This is a genomic window from Marinobacter sp. HL-58 (assembly GCF_001314605.1).
Lineage (GTDB): Bacteria > Pseudomonadota > Gammaproteobacteria > Pseudomonadales > Oleiphilaceae > Marinobacter.
The window spans coordinates 141,501-160,388 of the sequence record NZ_LIHP01000021.1; the positions used below are offsets into that span (position 1 = coordinate 141,501).

Annotated in this window: 16 protein-coding genes; 8 read left to right on the forward strand and 8 right to left on the reverse strand. The window is 59.4% G+C overall.

Annotation, left to right across the window (positions count from 1 at the left end; translation table 11 throughout):
• Positions 1 to 9: 9 nt before the first annotated feature.
• The gene (gene hrpB / locus HLUCCO03_RS18465) at positions 10 to 2,487 is read left to right on the forward strand and encodes an ATP-dependent helicase HrpB (RefSeq protein WP_027830314.1); all 2,478 of its coding nucleotides are present in this window, start codon (positions 10 to 12) and stop codon (positions 2,485 to 2,487) included.
• On the opposite strand, the gene HLUCCO03_RS18470 is transcribed toward hrpB, so the two are convergent.
• Both HLUCCO03_RS18470 and HLUCCO03_RS18475 read right to left on the reverse strand, forming a co-directional pair.
• Positions 2,441 to 3,292: a translation initiation factor eIF-2B gene (locus tag HLUCCO03_RS18470; RefSeq protein ID WP_027830315.1), complete on the reverse strand. Its 852-nt coding sequence runs from the start codon at positions 3,290 to 3,292 to the stop codon at positions 2,441 to 2,443. The genes hrpB and HLUCCO03_RS18470 overlap by 47 nt on opposite strands.
• Positions 3,293 to 3,356: 64 nt before the next feature.
• Positions 3,357 to 3,725 carry a DUF6746 family protein gene (locus tag HLUCCO03_RS18475; RefSeq protein ID WP_027830316.1) on the reverse strand — a complete coding sequence of 123 codons (369 nt, stop codon included), beginning with the start codon at positions 3,723 to 3,725 and terminating at the stop codon, positions 3,357 to 3,359.
• A gap of 559 nt (positions 3,726 to 4,284) precedes the next feature.
• Between HLUCCO03_RS18475 and HLUCCO03_RS18480 the strand changes: the two genes are divergently transcribed.
• Positions 4,285 to 5,103, forward strand: coding sequence for a RimK family alpha-L-glutamate ligase (locus HLUCCO03_RS18480; RefSeq protein ID WP_027830317.1), 819 nt, complete (start codon positions 4,285 to 4,287; stop codon positions 5,101 to 5,103).
• Between the two features lie 8 nt (positions 5,104 to 5,111).
• On the opposite strand, the gene HLUCCO03_RS18485 is transcribed toward HLUCCO03_RS18480, so the two are convergent.
• Positions 5,112 to 5,324: a putative motility protein gene (locus HLUCCO03_RS18485; protein ID WP_027830318.1), complete on the reverse strand. Its 213-nt coding sequence runs from the start codon at positions 5,322 to 5,324 to the stop codon at positions 5,112 to 5,114.
• Positions 5,325 to 5,598: 274 nt separating this feature from the next.
• Here HLUCCO03_RS18485 and HLUCCO03_RS18490 point away from each other — a divergent pair, with 274 nt between their 5' ends.
• Positions 5,599 to 6,774 (forward strand): type III PLP-dependent enzyme, encoded by a 1,176-nt coding sequence (locus tag HLUCCO03_RS18490; protein ID WP_027830319.1) that lies wholly within the window; start codon positions 5,599 to 5,601, stop codon positions 6,772 to 6,774.
• Between the two features lie 139 nt (positions 6,775 to 6,913).
• On the opposite strand, the gene HLUCCO03_RS18495 is transcribed toward HLUCCO03_RS18490, so the two are convergent.
• From HLUCCO03_RS18495 to HLUCCO03_RS18510, 4 genes are read right to left on the reverse strand one after another with little or no spacing between them, the layout of a single operon-like run.
• Entirely contained in the window at positions 6,914 to 8,116 is a 1,203-nt protein-coding gene (locus HLUCCO03_RS18495; protein ID WP_027830320.1) for a CynX/NimT family MFS transporter, read from the reverse strand.
• An 11-nt stretch (positions 8,117 to 8,127) separates the two neighbouring features.
• Positions 8,128 to 8,523, reverse strand: coding sequence for an ectoine synthase (locus HLUCCO03_RS18500; RefSeq protein WP_027830321.1), 396 nt, complete (start codon positions 8,521 to 8,523; stop codon positions 8,128 to 8,130).
• Between the two features lie 50 nt (positions 8,524 to 8,573).
• A complete protein-coding gene (locus HLUCCO03_RS18505; RefSeq protein WP_027830322.1) occupies positions 8,574 to 10,001 on the reverse strand; it encodes a GTPase/DUF3482 domain-containing protein in 1,428 nt (475 codons plus the stop codon).
• The gene (locus HLUCCO03_RS18510) at positions 9,998 to 11,407 is read right to left on the reverse strand and encodes a DUF2868 domain-containing protein (RefSeq protein ID WP_027830323.1); all 1,410 of its coding nucleotides are present in this window, start codon (positions 11,405 to 11,407) and stop codon (positions 9,998 to 10,000) included. The genes HLUCCO03_RS18505 and HLUCCO03_RS18510 overlap by 4 nt, the downstream gene beginning before the upstream one ends.
• Before the next feature lie 82 nt (positions 11,408 to 11,489).
• Here HLUCCO03_RS18510 and HLUCCO03_RS18515 point away from each other — a divergent pair, with 82 nt between their 5' ends.
• Entirely contained in the window at positions 11,490 to 11,849 is a 360-nt protein-coding gene (locus HLUCCO03_RS18515) for a DUF6164 family protein (RefSeq protein ID WP_027830324.1), read from the forward strand.
• Here HLUCCO03_RS18515 and HLUCCO03_RS18520 read toward each other — a convergent pair.
• A complete protein-coding gene (locus HLUCCO03_RS18520; RefSeq protein ID WP_027830325.1) occupies positions 11,846 to 12,739 on the reverse strand; it encodes an alpha/beta hydrolase in 894 nt (297 codons plus the stop codon). The genes HLUCCO03_RS18515 and HLUCCO03_RS18520 overlap by 4 nt on opposite strands.
• 399 nt (positions 12,740 to 13,138) lie before the next feature.
• On the opposite strand from HLUCCO03_RS18520, the gene HLUCCO03_RS18525 reads away from it, so the two are divergent.
• The 4 genes from HLUCCO03_RS18525 (at position 13,139) to HLUCCO03_RS18540 (ending at position 18,871) form a co-directional block, all read left to right on the forward strand.
• Positions 13,139 to 15,244 carry a 3-hydroxybutyrate oligomer hydrolase family protein gene (locus HLUCCO03_RS18525; RefSeq protein WP_027830326.1) on the forward strand — a complete coding sequence of 702 codons (2,106 nt, stop codon included), beginning with the start codon at positions 13,139 to 13,141 and terminating at the stop codon, positions 15,242 to 15,244.
• Between the two features lie 116 nt (positions 15,245 to 15,360).
• Positions 15,361 to 16,773, forward strand: coding sequence for a sigma-54-dependent Fis family transcriptional regulator (locus HLUCCO03_RS18530; RefSeq protein WP_027830327.1), 1,413 nt, complete (start codon positions 15,361 to 15,363; stop codon positions 16,771 to 16,773).
• A 323-nt stretch (positions 16,774 to 17,096) separates the two neighbouring features.
• Positions 17,097 to 18,179 carry a TRAP transporter substrate-binding protein gene (locus tag HLUCCO03_RS18535; RefSeq protein WP_027830328.1) on the forward strand — a complete coding sequence of 361 codons (1,083 nt, stop codon included), beginning with the start codon at positions 17,097 to 17,099 and terminating at the stop codon, positions 18,177 to 18,179.
• Positions 18,180 to 18,256: 77 nt separating this feature from the next.
• Positions 18,257 to 18,871 (forward strand): TRAP transporter small permease subunit, encoded by a 615-nt coding sequence (locus HLUCCO03_RS18540; protein WP_027830329.1) that lies wholly within the window; start codon positions 18,257 to 18,259, stop codon positions 18,869 to 18,871.
• The last annotated feature ends 17 nt before the right edge of the window (positions 18,872 to 18,888 follow it).

The following is an 18,888-nucleotide window of genomic DNA, read 5'->3' on the forward strand; positions in this document are numbered from 1 at the left end:
GCCAGACAGATGCTCCCGATAAACCACATAATCCCGGACCTCTTCAAAACCCTGCAAGAGGAAACCACGGTCCTGCTGCAGGCCCCACCCGGCGCCGGCAAAACCACCCGGGTGCCCCTGGCCCTGCTGGATGCCCCCTGGCGGGAAGGCCGGAAGATACTGATGCTGGAGCCCAGGCGGCTGGCGGCCCGGTCGGCGGCGCGGTATATGGCGGGGCAGATGGGAGAGCAGGCTGGCCAGACCGTGGGCTACCGCACCCGGCTGGACACCCGGGTGTCATCCGCCACCGTGATCGAAGTGGTGACCGAAGGCATTCTTACCAGGCTGATCCAGAGTGACCCGGCCCTGGAAGACTACGCAGCAGTGATTTTCGACGAATTTCACGAACGTTCCCTGCAGGCCGACCTGGGCCTGGCGCTGGTGCGGGAGTCGCGGCAGGCGCTTCGGGAGGATCTGCGGGTCATCGTGATGTCCGCCACTCTTGATACCGCCCCTATCGCCCGTTTGCTGGGTGACGTGCCGGTATTGACCAGTGAGGGCCGGGCCTTCCCCGTGGAGGTGGATTACCGGCCGCTTCCCCGCAATGGCCGGGTGGTTGACCAGGTGGTTGCCGTCATTCGCGAAGCCTTGGCGGAACAGGGCGGGTCCCTGCTGGTGTTCCTGCCGGGTGCCGGTGAAATCCGGAGGGCGGAGCGGCAGCTTCAGGGACTGGTTACCCCCGACGTTATCGTCGCGCCGTTATACGGCAACCTGAAAAACGAGGAACAGGACAGGGCCATTGCGCCGGCGCCGGAAGGCTATCGCAAGGTGGTTCTGGCCACCGCCATTGCAGAATCAAGCCTGACCATCGAGGGCATACGGGTGGTGGTCGACAGTGGCCAGCAGCGCCGGGCCGTGTTCGATGCCAACAGCGGTATGACCCGCCTGGTGACCGGCCGGGTATCCAGGGCTTCGGCGGAGCAGCGCAAGGGTCGGGCGGGCCGGCTCGAGCCCGGTTACTGCTATCGGCTGTGGAGCGAGTCGGCCCAGTTTGGCCTGGCCGAATTCACGCCACCGGAAATACAGGAGGCGGATCTGGCGCCTCTGGTGCTGGAGCTGGCCCAGTGGGGCGCGCGATCACCGGACCAGCTGGAGTGGATTGATCCGCCCCCTCCGGCGCACTGGCAGCAGGCAGCGGAATTGCTGCAATGGCTGGACATGCTGGATCAACAGGGCGCCATTACCGACCATGGCAAGGCCTGCCGCAACATGGGGGTACATCCACGGCTGGCCCACATGATGATCCGGGGCCGGGAACTGGGGCACGGCTACCTGGCGGCGGAACTGGCCGCACTGCTTGAGGAGCGGGACATCGCCGGGCGGTCGGCAGGGGCGGACATGCAGGAGCGTGTCCGGATACTGCGGGGCCAGGCACCGCGCCATGGTGTTGATATCGCCAGAGTGAAAGCCATTGGCAAATCCGTGTCTCGGTTGGCCGGTAATCTGGATCGTCCGCGGGATCTGCCTGCCGGTGATGAGGTGGGCCGGCTGCTTGCCCTGGCCTACCCTGACCGTGTGGCACGCAAGCGTCATGGCGACCTGCCCCGCTATCAGCTCAGCAACGGTCGCGGCGCGGCCCTCCGGGATGACGACCCGCTGGCCCGATTCCCATGGCTGGCCACGGCGGAGCTGGATGGCAAGGCCCGGGAAGCGACGATCTATCTTGCGGCGCCGGTTAACCCCGCGCTCCTGGAACAGGACCTGGCCCCTCATATCCACGAACGGGAGGAAGCGATCTGGGACGACACCCGTGGCACGGTGGTGGCCCGCCGGGTCCGGACCCTGGGGCAACTGGTGCTGGAAGAAACGGTCCTGCCGGCCCCATCTGCTGAACTGATCCAGCAGGGCCTGCTGACAGCCATCCGCAAAAAGGGCCTGGGAACTCTGCCCTGGACACCTGCGGCGGAACAGTGGCTTGCCCGGGTTCGCCTGCTTGCCCGTTGTTTTCCCGGAGACTGGCCGGATGTCAGCGAGAGCTGGCTGAGCGACAACCTGGAAGCCTGGCTGGGGCCGTTCCTGGCGGGAATGAACCGCTGGCGTGACCTGGAGAAGCTCAACCTGAACCAGGCCCTTGCCAGCCTGCTGGATTACCGGCAACAACAGGCCCTGGATGCCCTGGCGCCAACCCGCCTGACCATCCCTGCGGGCCAGTCGGTAACACTGGACTACAAGGCTGAAAACGGACCGGTGCTGGCGGCCAAGCTCCAGGCCCTGTTTGGCTGGACCAGAACACCGACCGTCGCTGATGGTCGTGTGCCCGTTGTGATCCACCTGCTCTCCCCGGCGCAACGCCCCCTGGCGGTGACGGCTGACCTGGAAAGCTTCTGGCGCAATGCCTATCCCGAGGTGCGAAAGGATATGCGCGGGCGTTACCCGAAACACCCCTGGCCGGAAGACCCGTTTACGGCTGAGGCCAGTCAGGGAACGAAAAAACGCCCTGTTCGTTGATCCCGCCGGACACCAGGGACTGCGGAATGGTTTCGAAATAGATATTCCGCGGTGTAATCCAGTGTCCTTCGGGCGCATTCAGCTCGCTGACCGGCATTTCTTCCAGGGAGGCCTCATCGCTGGTCTGACTGCTGTGCCTGAAGCTGTCTCCAAGAACCCAGAACGGCTTGTTGCGGGCGTGGGCGGCCAGGGCCAGCAGGCGGGTTCCACTCTTGTTGATGAAATGGCCGTCCGCCAGCCAGGTATCGCACCCGGTAACCACCACATCCGCCCGGGGAATGAACAGGCCCATCTGGGCATCGGTAATCAGGGTCACCGGCACGCTCATATCATTCAGAATTCGAGCCAGCTCATGCCCTTCCAGTCCGGGACTGCTCTGGGTGCAGATAACGGAAAAGTTGTGTTGCCCTCTGCGCAGTAACCGGAACAACCCCAGCACCACCGAGCTGAAACTGTGGGTCATAATCACCGCGTCGGGTGGAATCTGCCTGCGGGCATGCTGTGCTATGGCAGCGCTGGCATTTTCCAGTTCACTGGTAACCTGTTGGACCGCAGCCAGCGGTGAATCGCCCTCTGCCATTCGCGACGCCACTTTTGTCATGGCGTTGCCAATCACGATCATACTGGGGCGGGCTCTGCGCAATTCCTCGAGCCAGTGCGCCAGCTCGCCGGAGTGTGGCTTCGTTGCCTCCACACCGGCCGCCATGTCCCTGAGAGTCCTCAGCGTCAGTGCGGTAGCCCCGGACTCGTAATCTTTCCTGAGCCTGTCCAGTAATTCCTGAGCTCTTTCCTCAAAACCGGGCATCGCTGCCACCTGTTGTCATACCAGACTCAAGAGTAGCAGCGAGAGCAGTCGTTGTCCGCGACCTTTATTCAATCACCGTACGGCTGGTTTCCAGGTAGGATTTACCGTTGGAGGCCACACCTTCTGCATCGGCCCGCTCGGAGCCCAGATGGATCTCTTCCAGAGTTACCGCCAGGCCGTCGAACTCTTCATTGATCTTGCCGAGGGCGTTTTCCAGGGTATAAGTAAGCTGATGAATCTCGTTCATGGCTTCCGCATCCAGTTCTCCGGAGAGAATGTTTTCCAATTTTTCGTTGTACTCAGAAAAGTTGGCCACGGCTTCTTTCAGGGTGGCGGATTCCTTACCTTCGTAGTGCTCCACCTCATCAGCCAATGAAGATATGGGCAGCGTCAGGGCAGCACAGGTCAGCAGCGCCAGAGTTTGTTTTCTCATGTCAAAATCTCCCTTTTGATATCGATAATGATAATAGTTCGCATTAGATATTAGGGTAAGTTCTGGGTGGTGGCAATGATTTGCGTCAGTTTTTATGCCCTGGTAAGACTGATGATTTTGTGGGGATCGGGATGGTGGGGGTATTTTTCCTTGGGAATGGAACTCGCTTCGCTCAGACACCCATTCCTGGCGGAAAAATACCCCCACCACCCCAATCTGCCGGAAAATGGTGATGTCGTTACGGAATGCTTCGGTTTGGCAGCGCTTTAATGTCGGACTTATCTCACAGGTTCGCTTCCAGTGAGGTCTATATTTTCAGGCAAAGCCAAGTAAAACCCTGGTATATCGTCGCGACAACTGGCGTTACCTGAGGGTATGGGGGTGTTTTATTTTTCAATAAAGAAAATGGTGTCTGAGCGAAGCGAGTTCATTTTCATTTGAAAAATAAAACACCCCCGTACCCCACCCCCAACCCAACCAGTCCTGCCAAAAGAATAACCATTGCACCCAATCAAAACCTGTATAAAATGCGACCAACTCAACCACACACCCGACCTCCATGAAACTGGTTTCCTTCGACATATTCCGCACCCTGGGCTTCCCGGACACCACAAACCTCAAGCCCGAACAGTTCCTGGCCCACAAGGCACTGCTCAAAGAGGCAGACTGGGTTCTGTTCCCGGAATACTGGCAGCTCAATGCCCTGGTTCACGGCCTGAAGTGCCGGGTGTTTCCCAGCGTTGCCAGCTACCGCATCGGCCACGACAAGGTCGAGATGACCCGCGCCTTCCAGGCCGTGGCGCCGGAGCATACGCCCTGGACGTTGATTGAAGCCAATGGCCCCCACGAGCAACAAGCCGTGTGGGACGCCATGGCGCTGCCATTTGTGGCCAAGCTGCCAAAGGCCAGCATGGGTGAAGGGGTATGGTTGATCGAGAACCGGGAACACTGGCGCCGTTACTGCGAACAGACCAGTGTGCTCTATGCCCAGGAGTATCTTCCGATTGATCGGGACGTGAGGGTGGTAATCGTCGGCGACAGGGTGGTCTCCGCCTATTGGCGAACCCAGTCTGACCAGGGCTTTTACAATAACGTATCGCGGGGCGGACGCATCGACAGGGGCCCGGTTCCGTCCGTGGTGACGGATCTGGCGTTACGGCTGGCGCGGGAGCTGGAAGTTGACCATGCCGGTTTTGATATTGCGCTGGTGGAGGGCTTTCCCTATGTGCTCGAGTTCAACCGGCTGTTCGGGAACCAGGGACTGGCCCGGGGCGATGAGCTGAAAACGGCCATCCTGGATTACCTGCAGCGGCAGGCCGAACCCGAGGATCCGGACGGACCCACCGGGCCGGCACCGTTGTGGCCAGTGGCGGTGTAATATCCGGCTCAGGCTCTTACGTCGATGGTGGTGCCTACCTGTTCCGAGGGATTGGCGCCGGTGGTGGCGACAGCGGTTTCAGTAACACCTTCCAACAGCTGCACGGCACCCTGCTGGGCCATATCCTGTGATTGCTTCATGACTGCAATCTGGGCCTGTTCCCGGACATTCTGCTGGCTCATCTGGGTGCTGCTGGCGGCCATGGATGCGATATCAGACATACAGACTCCACATGTCTGGTGAATTTATAATCACCCTACCATACCCGTCCACTCCTTCCAGCAGCTGTTAGCAGACTGTAACAAATCTCTTTGCCGATCCCCTGTGCGGAAATGCCCGCGGAAGGTGTACCGGTGAACACCCTAAAAGCATGGGTAGATATGCTCATATCCGGTCCAGCGAAAAAGCCCCATGATCGCGCCATTAACGGGTACTGCAGCGTTGCTGTGGTGCCTATTTTTTTGCCTGTTTGCCCCCTGGAGGGAAACACTATCCATGACCGAGTCTGCCAACGCTATCATCGCTGATTACTACGACGCCGAAACCTTTGCCCGTATCAAGGCCTTTGCCGACACAAAGGACACGCCCTGCGTAGTGATCGACACCGCCACCATCGACCGTCAGTACGACGAACTGGTGGAAGGCTTTCCCTATGCCAACGTTTACTATGCGGTCAAAGCCAACCCGGCTCCGCAGGTTCTGACCATGCTGCGTGACAAGGGTGCCAGCTTTGATATCGCGTCTGTGTATGAACTCGAAAAAGTCATGGGCCTTGGCGTAACCGGCGACCGTATCAGTTACGGCAATACCATCAAGAAGGCAAAAGACATACGCACCTTCTACGAGAAGGGCGTGCGTCTGTTTGCAACCGACTCCGAAGCCGACCTGCGCAACATCGCCAAGGCGGCTCCGGGTTCGAAGGTGTACGTACGCATCCTCACCGAAGGCACCCTGACGGCTGACTGGCCATTGTCCCGCAAGTTCGGCTGCCAGACCGACATGGCCATGGACCTGCTGATCCTGGCCCGTGATCTGGGCCTGGTGCCTTACGGCGTATCCTTCCACGTGGGTTCCCAGCAACGGGAAATCGGCGCATGGGATGCGGCGCTGGGCAAGGTGAAGGTGATTTTCGAGCGCCTGAAGGAAGAGGACGGCATCGAACTGAAAATGATCAACATGGGCGGTGGTTTCCCGGCCAACTACATCACCCGTACCAACGATCTGAAAACCTACGCCGGGGAAATCAAGCGTTTCCTGGATGAGGATTTCGGCGATGAGCTGCCTGAGATCATCATCGAGCCTGGTCGTTCGTTGATTTCCAATGCTGGCGTGCTGGTCAGTGAAGTGGTGCTGATTTCAAGAAAGTCACGCACGGCCCTTCACCGCTGGGTATTCACCGATGTCGGCAAGTTTGGCGGCCTGATCGAAACACTTGATGAGTCCATCAAGTTCCCGATCTACACCGAGAAATCCGGTGAGGGCGAAGACTGTGTGATCGCTGGCCCGACCTGCGACAGTGCGGACATTATGTACGAGCACCACAAGTATCCGCTGCCACTGAATCTGGCGATTGGTGACAGGATGTACTGGTTGTCCACGGGCGCCTACACGACTACCTACAGTGCTATAGAATTTAACGGTTTCCCTCCGCTCAAAGACTATTACATCTAGGTCAGAGGTAAGGACGTGGGGTGGGGGTATATTTTCCGCCAGAAATGGGTGTCTGAGCGAAGCGAGTTCCATTTCCAAGGAAAAAATACCCCCACCCCGCGGCCCGGTAAAGCGCAGATCAATGGCACCAATAAAGGGGTCAACCTTCAGGTTGGCCCTTTTGTCGTTTCAGGTCCAGGGTGAAGGTCAGGGGAAGAACCAGAACGCAATAAGCAACGATAAAACCTATGGCGTAGCGGGCATCGTTGCCCCAGTCAGCCAGTAAACCGCCGATCATGGGAACTGAAAAGGCCAGTGTGTAGCCCACCAGGAAGTTACCGGCCGACAGTCGGCCGGTTTCCCGCGGTTCCACCAGCATGGGTGGTAAGGCCACCAGAAGAATCAACAGAATACCCGCTGTAAGACTCATAAAGGTTGCACTGGCAATGGCCCACCAGCCTGTCAATAACAGCGTGCCGATCGTACCGGTAATGCTGAAGCTGGCGGCTACGATTATGGGGAACTTCCGGCCGACCCAGTACCTCGCCATTTTCAGCATGACCAGCGATGCCACCACCTGGGCGAAGTTGTACCAGAACAGCGCATCCGCCAGCATGTCGAAGTTGCCCTGCTGTTTCAGCAGGTTGCCCATGTAGGCGTTGAGGCCGAAGAACAGGGAGCCGGACAGGCCCAGTAGCAGGCCGATCCTGAGGGTCAGCGGGTTTTTCCAGTCAGGCAGCCAGGAGGGTTTTCGTACCGGCCGGGCCATGTCCCGGCGTGGCAGAAACAGGGTTGCCGCCACCAGCAGGCCGGGTAGTGACCAGGCCAGCAGGGTGGCCCGCCAGCTGTCGTCCATCAGTGGCATCAGAACAGGCAATGTTATACCCGCACCGATGAATTCGCCCATCAGCATGCCGTTCATGTAAATGGCTGAGCCAATGGCCAGGTGTTTGGGTTCGAGCCAGCGGGGTAACAGCGCCGGCAAAGAGGGTTGCATCATGGCGATGCCCAGGCCCATGACGGCGCTTGCCAACATCAGTGTGGTGGTGTCGGGGGACAGGCCGCGCCCGGCGGAGCCAATGACCATGATGACCATGGCCATCGCCAGGGTGTTTCGGGGGCCCAGTTTTGCAATGGCCAGGGAGCCGGGCATGGAGCCGACGGCCAGCATCAGGATGGGAAGGGTGGTAAGTGCGCCGGTGAGCGCCTGGCTCAGGCCTAGCTCGTCACTGATGAAAGGTGCAAGGGGCGGCGCCACCAGAACCGGTATGCGCAGGTAAACACCGGCCAGCCAAAGCAATACCGCCACCGGGAGCAGCTTTGCTGCCGGTGGCGGTATTGTGGACTCTGAAACATCAGCCACTGGGGCCGGGCTTAGTTGTCGCCGGTGTCCGGAAGGTAGGCGCCGTCCTCGTCATGAACTTCACGGCCGGTGACAGGCGGGTTGAAGGCGCAGATCAGGCGCATGTCTTCGGTGCCGCCACGGAGTGTGTGCGGGTCATGCTTGTCCAGTGCGTACAGGGTTCCGTCAGAAATCTCGTGGGTCTCACCGGTGTTCTTGTCGTAGATGCTGCCGTTTCCGGCCACGCAGTAGACGGCCTCGAGGTGGTGCTTGTACCAGAGGTTCAGCTCGGCCCCGGCGGGGATGATGGTTTCGTGGAATGAAAAGCCCATGCCGTCTTTCTTGAGTAGCATGCGACGGCTGGTCCAGCCTGGCCCGCTGACTTCACGCTCGGTGCCAATGATGTCCTGAACTCGTACAATTTTCATACTTATCCCTCGTTATTTGATGGAGCAGCCTTACAGTATACACATCCCGGTCATGTTCGGTTCAACCGCCATTTGTCGTAGGCGTCCATGGCCTGCTCAATGGCCGAGGCCAATGCCAGCCGGGTCTTGTCGTCAAGGGCTCGCTGTTTGCGGCAGCGTTCAAGGGCCCGGTGAATGGTCTGCCGGCTGGCCCGGTCCAGGTGCTCCAGCCAGTGATTGTGTGCCGGCGCCAGGTCCAGCAGTTCCCGGCCGGCGTGATTGCGATGGCTGATATGCCACCAGTGGTTTATGGCCCGCCCTAATACAACATAGCCGAACTGGCTGTCCTGTACAGGCCCGAAGGTGGCCGTTCTGAGCCCGTTGGTCAGCACCCCGGTATTGAGTACCGGCAATGCCAGCCGGTCTCCGTAAAAATAGCTGCCGGCCGCGCCGATCAATCCACCGACCAGTGCGCCTGCGCCAAGTGAGTGGCCCAGGGCCAGTACGTCCACACCAGCGCCGCTTACAGCGCCGGCTCCGAACCCGGCCGTTGCCAGGTAACGCCGGTTGACCCCCCAGGCCTTGCGGCTGTCCTCGCTGAACAGGTCATGCTCGCTGTGCCACTCCAGTTCCGCCTCCTGTCGCTCCACACGATGATGTTCATAGAGCTTCTCGATGGCGATACGCAGGTGCTGCTCGCGCTTTCTCTGATTTCTGTACCAGCTCGTCCGCAACTGCCCGGCCAGATCCGTATCGGAGATTTCACTGGTCTGGAGCGTGGTCAGGGTGCGCTTTTCCCGAAAGGACATCATGTCTTCGAGGGTGCGGGCAATCAGTGCCGCGGCTTCAGTCCGGCGTTGGCGTCGCTGGGCCAGCAGAAAGGCCGCCGCCTGTTCCAGGGGCTGTTCCCAGGCCGGTTCCAGTTGCCCGAATGCGCGTAACAGGCTGATATGTTGCTCGAAAGGTGCGCGAACAGCGTCGAATTTCCGTACTACCTGGAAGAACTGGCCGAGGGCTCGCAACCAGCTATCGCTGTAATCGTCGTCGCCAATGCTGTTGATCAGTGCCAGGCTTGGGCGGCCGGTCCATCGCAGGATGGTCATTTCCGCTTCGTGCTGGGCGCTGTAGGGCACTGAACCGTCGACGACGTAGATGATGCCGGCACCCTCGGTCAGAGGGGCCAATAACTCGCATTCGTCAGTGAAACTGCCATCGTCACGATGCTGAATAACAAACGCCTGCACGGTTTCCGCCCGGTCAGACGCGGAGATGCTATGGGCCTCCAGCCACGCCAGTACACGGCGCGGGCGCTGGAAACCCGGGGTGTCTACCAGGGTATAAAGGGTTTTGCCATCCACCGTAAGCGGATATTCCTGGCGTTTTCGGGTGGTGCCCGGTTCCAGGGCGATGGCAATGGCATCGTTCTGGGACAGGGTGGCCACAATGCTGGATTTTCCCTTGTTGGGATGGCCAACCACGGCGAATACGGGGGCAGTCATTCTCTGTACTCATCCTGCAGTGCACGGTGTATGCGGGATTCCGGCGAGATCATGTCCGGGGTGCTGACAATGATCCGGCTGTCTCCGGTCCTCTCCGCGAACCGCAACCACTGGTTTACCTGGTGGTCTGGTGGCGGCTGGTCCGGTTGTGCCGCCAGGGGCACCAGGGCAATGACCGTGGTCGCCGGCCAGGATTTACGGGCCAGCTGAAGGAAATCCGCCAATTCACCCGTTGGGGGTTCCCAGCTTCGGGTGATCACTGCCACTGCGGGGCTCCGGGCTTCTGCCAGGGTTTTTCCGGCCGTTTCAATGATCTCGTTGTCATGGGCAAGGGCTGCGTTTCCCCCGGCCGCAAGAATCAGGTGGTAACCCGCTGCAAGAGTGTCCGGGAGTTCGGGTTCGCCGGCCCCTGCCCAGCGGATCAGAACCTGGCCGGCGGGCAGGGGGTGCAATTGCCCGGAGGTGTTGATGTCCGGCTGGTCCGCCGCGTCATTGTGGCGGTTACCGGTATCCAGGGCCGGAGTTTCCATGCGGTACTGCAGGGCAATCATGCCGGGATGCCGGGCCAGCTCCCTGCGGGCCCTTATTCCGGGATGGATCGTTGCCAGTGCCAGAAGCACCAGCCGCGGGATGATCACATAGGTGGTCCACACCATGGCAACAAACGGCCACCAGCGGCCCCATAACGCGGGGTTGGCGGTGCCTCCACTGTTACTGCGGAAAAAGCGGGTCGCCTCCACCAGTTCCCGGTCGGGGAACGCCGCAGGCCACAGGCTCTGCCATGGCGCGGCCACGGTTGCCAGCAACTGATAGTAACGATCGGGGCCCGTATCGAGGGTTGTGCTCCAGCCAAAGGCAAGATCCTGCACCACCACAAGCACCAGCAAAGTGGCCAGCCCCGCCAGACCGAACACCAGTCCACCGGTGTGGGCGGCACGGGCCATCAGCATGGGCTGCAGTGGCCTGAGTGCGCTGGCAGTGCCGGTCCCTTTAAGCTTGCGCAACAGCCAGCGCCACGGCTGCCAGCCGGCAAATGCCTGGACGGTGGTGATGACCGCCAGCAGGCAGTGGAGCATGACAAACGCCAGGATAACCGTCAGGTTGATTCTCTGGCCGCCATCGTAGAACAGCAGCCCCAGCATGGCGATGACGCCGGTGATCAGGCCTGCCAGGGCGAAGCCTGTGGTCAGTCGCCGCCATGGGCGCAGGGGGTCATCTGCAGGAAGCGGTGGGCGCAGTCGACGAACGTGTTCCAGCCAGCGTTGCGGGGTGGGTGACAGGCCCCTGTCGCGGCAGTCCAGGGCAAAACGGCGGTCCCGCCGGTGCAGGAATGCCGGCGACTGGTCGCTGTCGCGCTTTACCTGGCTGTCAAACTCCAGTAATTGTCGGATCCCGCTGTCTGGCATTGACTGTCCTGTGAACTGGGCGGTGAGAACCTTCCCGGAATGCTAGGATAAGGGTATCCCATAACCCGGTGCCAGACATACCATGACCAACCACCTCATGAACCTGCGTCACGTTCCCGATGACGAAGCGGATGAAATCCGAGAGTTGTTCGAGGCCCATGACGTGCCCTATTACGAAACCCCTCCCAGCCGTTGGGGTATCAGCATGGGCGGCTTCTGGGTTCACGATGACGATGAGGCCCGGCGGGCCAGGGAGCTGCTGGAGGATTACCAGCGGGAGCGCCTGCAACGTCAACGCCAAGCCTATGAGAAGGATCTGGCCGAAGGGCGGACAGGGGGATTCTGGCACCGGTTAAGACACAAACCGGTCACTACGTTTGCAGCGTGCCTTGCCATTGTGGTGATTCTGGTGCTGACCGTGGCTCCTTTTGTCACGCTCTAGGGTAACTGGCTGGCGGTGAGGGTGTGCCTTACCAGAAAGTCCGTGGCCTTTTCCACGGCATTTCCGGCGGTGAGGAAGCTGGTGACATGGCCCCGCAGGTACATCAGGTACAGCTCGTGCTCGACCCCGTGCTCCGCCAGTCGTGCCTGGAAATCCTTCGCCTGGCTGGCGGGGACGAGCATGTCCTGGGCACCATGAAACAGGAAAAACGGCGGCGCACCGGCAGTGATGTGGGTGATTGGTGAAGCGGCCTCATAGACACCGGGAATGTCCTTTTGTTCGCCACCGAGGAACTGGCGGATCAATTTGCCGGAACCGAAGGTACGGAGGTCCCCCGGCAGTCCGCCGGCAACCACCGCCACGGGTCTGGCATGATCGCCGCCATGGGGTTGGTTCAGGGGGTGCCTGGAATCAGCAACCAGGGCCATCAGGCTGACCAGATGGGCCCCGGAGGAAAATCCGAACGCACTGATGGCACTCCGGTTCAGATTGTAGCTGTCAGCGTTTTCATGAAGCCAGTTCATCGCTACCTGAAGATCGTATAACTGGGCCGGGAAGGTATGTTCCGGTGCAAACCGGTAGTCGATGTTCATTACCGCAAAGCCCCGGCTGGCAAGATGTTCCGCGATCCAGGCCATATCTTCCCGAGAGCGTCGTTCCCAGCCACCCCCGTGGACCAGGAGCACGGCGGGTACGGAATGCCTGCTGTCGGGCAGGTAAATGTCCGCCTGCAATTCCTGCGGCCAGTTGTCCGGTGAGAAGGTAATACCCATGCGGGTGCTGAAGCCGGTTTCCGGCTCCGGGGCGGTCTGTACCGGTGCGTTCTGGTGAGACGCGCAGGCAGTCAGCAGGACGCTGGCAACGATGGCCAGCAGACGTGAGGGGTACATCAGTTCTCCGTCGGTCGAATCGGTTACAGATACTGATACGCCGGGAACACATCCGTGGATGCCCTGCAGCAGCCTGCAGAGACCCGTGTCGTGATATTGCTGTTCTGCACAATACCGGGCCATGAGTGTCCGGAAGCCAGGACAGTGTCCGGGCATCGGGACATCTGTTCCATAGGGCTCCCAAGCGAAGTGAAACCTGCTTTTTTTATCCTTTTTCTTGACCTGATTGTCCGGTAATCCGGAAATGGTTATTCCAGTTAACCATACTGGTTTTAAAATATTTTTGTTTTCAATGGGTTGCCTTATTGGCACAGGATGCGCATGGACGCACCTGTGGTGCCTGGTGTTTCTCTATGTGCGCCGGGTTCCCTTGTCTAACAAAAACAACAGGGAAAGATCATGAAAACACTACTGCAATGCACATTGATCGGGGCAGTAACGTTAACCGTTTCTGCCTGCAAAGATTCCGACCTGCCTTTCAATCAGCTCCCGGACTTCGTTCAGGGCGACATCCACTCCGCCCAGTACGATGGCACAACCAATGACCTCCTTACCGGTGGTCTCGGAGCGAGCGGCCTGGCCGGCGGCGCGCCGGCCTTTGATGACCCCCTCAACCCGACACCCGAAGAGCTGCGAACCCTGGCTATCTACAATAATTACCGGGCCCTTGTGGATACCGCTGCCGGCGGTGGCTATGGCGAGTTCTTCGGGCCCCAGGTGGGAAGCGGAGGTGAAGGCCTGATCCCCGGGGAGGAGCATCTGGCCTACATGTCTGTTGAAGGCAGTGATGTGCCGGTTACCGTGATGGTACAGGTACCGGACAGTTTCGACCCTGCCGAGGCTTGCATGATAACCGCACCCTCGTCGGGCTCCCGGGGAATCTATGGCGCCATTGGCACTGCCGGTGAGTGGGGCCTGAAGAAAGGCTGTGCGGTAGTCTACACCGACAAAGGCACCGGTACCGGTTCACACAACCTGGCCACCAATGCCGCCCAGCGCATCGACGGTACCCTGACCCGGGGTGACGAGCCGGTACAGTTCCGGGCCGATCTGGACGACCAGACAAGGGCAGATTTCAACGCCGACTGGCCGGACCGTTTTGCCTACAAGCATGCCCACTCGAAAGCCAACCCTGAGGCCGACTGGGGCCGCCATGTGCTTCAGTCCATTGAATTTGGTTTCTACATACTGAACGAGAAGTTCGGTCAGGAAACCGGTAACGGCCGCAAGGTGGTCAAGGTGAAGCCAAAGAATACCCTGGTGATTGCTTCCAGCGTTTCCAACGGCGGCGGGGCTTCTGTCCGTGCCGCGGAGCTGGATGACAGTGGCCTGATCGACGGTGTTGCGGTGTCGGAACCCAACGTTAACCCGCAGGTGGATACCAGCTTCACGATCCGCCAGGGCGATGGCCCGGAGATTGTTGAGCACAGTCGCAGCCTGCTGGATTATACGACCGCTCTGGCGGTGTACCAGGGGTGTGCCAATATTGCCCCCGAGGTTCGGGATGAGGCGCCGTTGAACGCGGCTTTCAATGATGCCACGGTTGCCGGGAATATCTGTCACTCCCTGGCCAACAAGGGCCTGATTTCCGGCGCCACGGTTGACGACCAGGCGTCCGATGCCCTGCGCATACTGGAAGAGGACTTTGGCATCCAGCCGGAGCAGAATCTGCTGGCCCCGGTGCACTTTGGCCTGGCCGTTGCCCAGAGCATTTCCATGACCTATTCCAATGCTTATGGCAGGGCGGGCGTCGAAGACCGGCTGTGTGGTATCAGCCTGGCTGCGACCGACGACGCGGGTGCGGTCATGCCGCTGTCGGCTGCCCAGGAAGCCGCCCTGTTCTCGTTCAGTAACGGTATTCCCCCCAGCGCCGGTGTGAACCTGGTTTATGACGGGGCCGAGGGGCAGCCCGTCAACCTGGCCGTGAGTGCATCGCCCAGTACCAGCCAACAGGATTATGGCCTGGATGCACTCCTGTGCCTGAGAAGTCTTGCCAGCGGCGCCGATGCGGTGACCGGTGCGCCACTTCCGGAGGATGCGGCTGAAGTAGCGGACCGGATCGCAGGCAGCATCGAGCAGATTCGCGCTTCAGGCAACCTGCAGGGCAAACCCGCGGTGTTCGTAACCGGTCGCGCTGACGCCATACTGCCCATCAACCACACCTCGCGCCCTTATTTCGGGCTGAACCGGAGAGTCGAGGGTGACGCCAGTAACCTTCAGTACTACGAAATTCTCAATGCCCACCATCTGGATGTGCTCAACGGTTTCAACGGGGTAAAGGAACGCTACATACCGTTGCATCACTACTACTTCCAGGCGCTGGATCTGGTCTGGAATGCCCTTGACGACGGCGAACCCCTGCCACCGAGTCAGGTGGTCAGAACGGTGCCCAGGGGCGAAGGCGCACCGGCGCTGACAGAGGCCAATCTCCCTGCCATCGCAAATACTCCCGCCGAGGAAGACCGGATTGTGTTTGTGGAAGACCAGGTGCGGATTCCGGACTGAATCCCGTTTGCCCCGTTCGCGGGGCACCCATATACTTTGACGATCGCTATCCGGCACAGGCCGGGTAGCGACAGGGTATAACCATGCAAGACACTCTTCCCGGCGGTAAGCAGTTCATGACACAGCTTTTTACCAAGAACAATAAAAGCGGGCTGACGCGGGACCTGATCGAAGCCCTGTTCCCCATGTTCGAACAGGCCAGCGCCGGGGCCATTGTTGTGGATCTCGACAGCAGGATTACCTGGATCAATGCCAGCTATGCCACCTTGCTCGGGGTGTCTGACCCGGCAGCGGTTATCGGCAAACCCATCCGCCAGGTGATTCCCCACACCCGTATGCCGGAGGTGGTGGAGACCGGACGCCCGCTGTTGCTGGATATCATGGAACACCAGAAGCAACAGCTGGTGGTTACCCGGCTGCCTTTTTTTGACGATGCCGGTGCCGTTGTCGGGGCGGTTGCCTTTGTTCTCTATGACGACCTTCAGCCACTGACGCCATTGGTCAGCAAATACCGGCGCCTGCATCAGGATCTGGTTGCGGCCCGCAAGGCATTGGCCAAAAAATCCCGGGGCACACGCTACAGCCTCGGTGACTTTGTCGGAGCCAGTCCGGCAGCCCTGGAGGTCAAGCGCAGGGCCCGTCTGGCTGCGGGGCGTGACATGCCCGTGCTGATTCTGGGTGAAACCGGTACCGGCAAGGAGGTGCTTGCCCAGGCGATCCATTCGGTATCCGGCCGGGCGGAGCGGCCTTTCGTAGGTGTGAATGTGGCCGCCATACCGGAGAATCTGCTGGAGGCCGAATTCTTCGGAGTGGCTCCGGGAGCCTATACCGGTGCCGACCGTCGCACACGGGAGGGAAAATTCCAGTTGGCCAATACCGGCACGCTGTTCCTGGACGAGGTCGGCGACATGCCGCTGGCCCTTCAGGCCAAGCTGTTGCGGGCCCTGCAGGAGGGTGAAATTGAACCTCTGGGCTCCAACAAGGTGGTGTCAGTGGACGTGCGGGTTATTGCAGCCACCAGCCGAAATCTCGAGGCCATGATGGCGGAGGGAAGCTTCCGTTCGGATCTCTATTACCGGCTGAATGTACTGGAAATACCCATTCCGCCACTGCGGGATCGCATGCCGGACCTGGGTGTATTGTGTGAGGCCATTCTGGAGGATATCTGTGAAGGTCTCGAAATGCGCGGCGAGATCACGGATACAGCCATCGCCGCCCTTTCCAGCTATGACTGGCCAGGTAACATTCGCGAGCTGCGCAATGTGCTTGAACGGGCGCTGACCATGGGTGAGGATTCAGGCATTCTGGACTCCGATGCCATTTTCAAAGTGCTTCCCCGAAGTGGCAACCGTGTTCAGGCTTCGTCCATTGCCCAGCCCGTCCGTCCCCTTGCCCAGGTGCTGGCGGAAGCTGAGTCCCACGCCATCGAAGCGGCACTGGTGGCAAGCAGGGGAAACCGGACCCGTGCAGCCAGAATACTGGGGATATCCCGATCCGTGCTCTATGAGAAGCTTGCGAAAATGTCCTGATTTCAGGACACCTGTCTTAATATCCGTACAAACCCCTACCACCTTTGTCTATAACTGTCTTTTTTTCCGGACACCCACCTGTTTGTCATTATTGGTCTAAACTCATAGAAGACTGATTCAAGGCACTTTTCAGGCGCTGGCACGGTGTCTGCTATAACAATCAGTGCAGGATGTCAGAATAACCGGGATAACAAGACTGACACTCACGTTGGACCCACCGATAAGTCCGTTTTGTTACCTGCGGGATCTGACTGAATTTCAGACCCGGTCTGCTGAGGCTGACCCCTGGCGGGCCGAACACAACAACAAGAAGGATCATCTTCATGTCAATCAAACACAAGATTTCACGCCTGAGCTATGGCGTTGCAGCCGCAGCAGTCATCTCTGGCACTATGTTCAGCAGTAACGTGGCTGCTGAAAAAATTCGCTGGCAGTTGCCACTGGCATTTCCCTCTCATCTGGTTGGTCTGTCCACACCGGTGAAGCACCTTTCTGAAAACCTCAAGGCCATCTCCGGTGGTGATATCGAGTTTCGCTATTACGAGCCGGGTGAACTGGTTCCCCCGTTTGAAATCATGGATTCCGTGAGCGACGGCAAGTATCCGGCCGGCTACACCTGGGTTGGCTATGATCAGGGCACTATTGCCGCGCTGCCGCTGTATTCGGGTGCCCCATTCAATATGGAACCTCCGGCTTACCTGGCGTGGTACTACGAGGGTGAAGGCAAGGAGCTGCTCGAGGAAATCTACGATGAGCGCAATATTCACCCGATGCTGTGCAGCATCATCGGTCCCGAAGGTGCCGGCTGGTTTGCGGACCCCATCGAGAGCCTGGATGACTTTGACGGGCTGAAGATCCGCTTCGCCGGTATTGGCGGCAAGGTGCTTGAGGAACTGGGTGCCTCGGTTACCATGATTCCGGGTGGCGAGATCTACCAAGCCCTGGAGCGCGGCACTATTGATGCGACCGAGTTCTCGCAGCCGGCCATCGACAAGATGCTGGGCCTGGACCAGATCATCAAGAATTACATCATGCCGGGCTGGCACCAGACCCTGACCACCTCACACCTGCTGGTAAACAAGGACGTCTGGAACGATCTTGAGCCGCAGAGCCGTGCCCTGATCGAGATGGGTTGTGAATCGGCCACCCTGAAGGGCCTTGCTGAGAGCGAGTTTGCCCAGCCGACCGCCCTGCGTGATTACGAGAGCGAAGGCGTGAATGCCCAGACCCTGCCAGAGCCGGTACTTCGTGAACTCGAAAAAGCCACTAACAAGGTGCTTGATGACATTGCCGAAGAGGATGAAATGTTCGGACGTGTGCTCGAGAGTCAGCGTGAGTTCATGGAGCATCACTCCATCTGGCACAACAAGGGCTACCTGCCACGGGATTTCTATCAGTACGACTGATCGGAGCCCGCTAGTGTAAGGCAGGCACCGCTGCGGCGGTGCCTGTTGTCCCATCCCGTTCTGTATCCGAGGTTCCCGTGACTGAAAAGCACGATTCCCCTGAAGCCGCCGTGCCACATACCGAGGCTGAACCGCTGCCGTACAACCGGCTGTCCTGGAAGCTGGACAGGTTCATTGTCACCATTGGCAAGGCCAGCTCCTGGCTCTGGATTGGCGTTTTGCTGGTCGTACTGGCGAATGTGTTCGCCCGTTTCATCCTCAATGCCGGCTCCGTGGCCCTGGAAGAAATGTCGTGGCATCTGTTTGGTGCTGCCATGATGCTGACACTCAGCTTTGCCGTGGTGAGGGATGACCATGTCCGGGTCGATGTGCTGCATGAAAAATTCTCCCTGAAAACACAGGCTGTTATCGAGCTTGCAGGGATTCTGGTTCTGGCGCTGCCGATCATCTATCTGATGATTGATGTACTGATTCCCTATGCCTACAAAGCCTTTGAGCTTAATGAGCGCTCCCAGGCGCCGAGTGGGTTGCCTTATCGGTTTATCTTCAAAAGCGTGTTGCCACTGTCGCTGATACTGGTCTGGATTGCATTGTTCTCCCGGGCCCTGCGCTGTTCCACGCTGTTGTTCCGCTTCCCGCGGGAAATCCAAATTCCTCGTGATGACCGCAATGGCGGCCATCCGCATCCCTGATCAAGAGGCAAAGACGT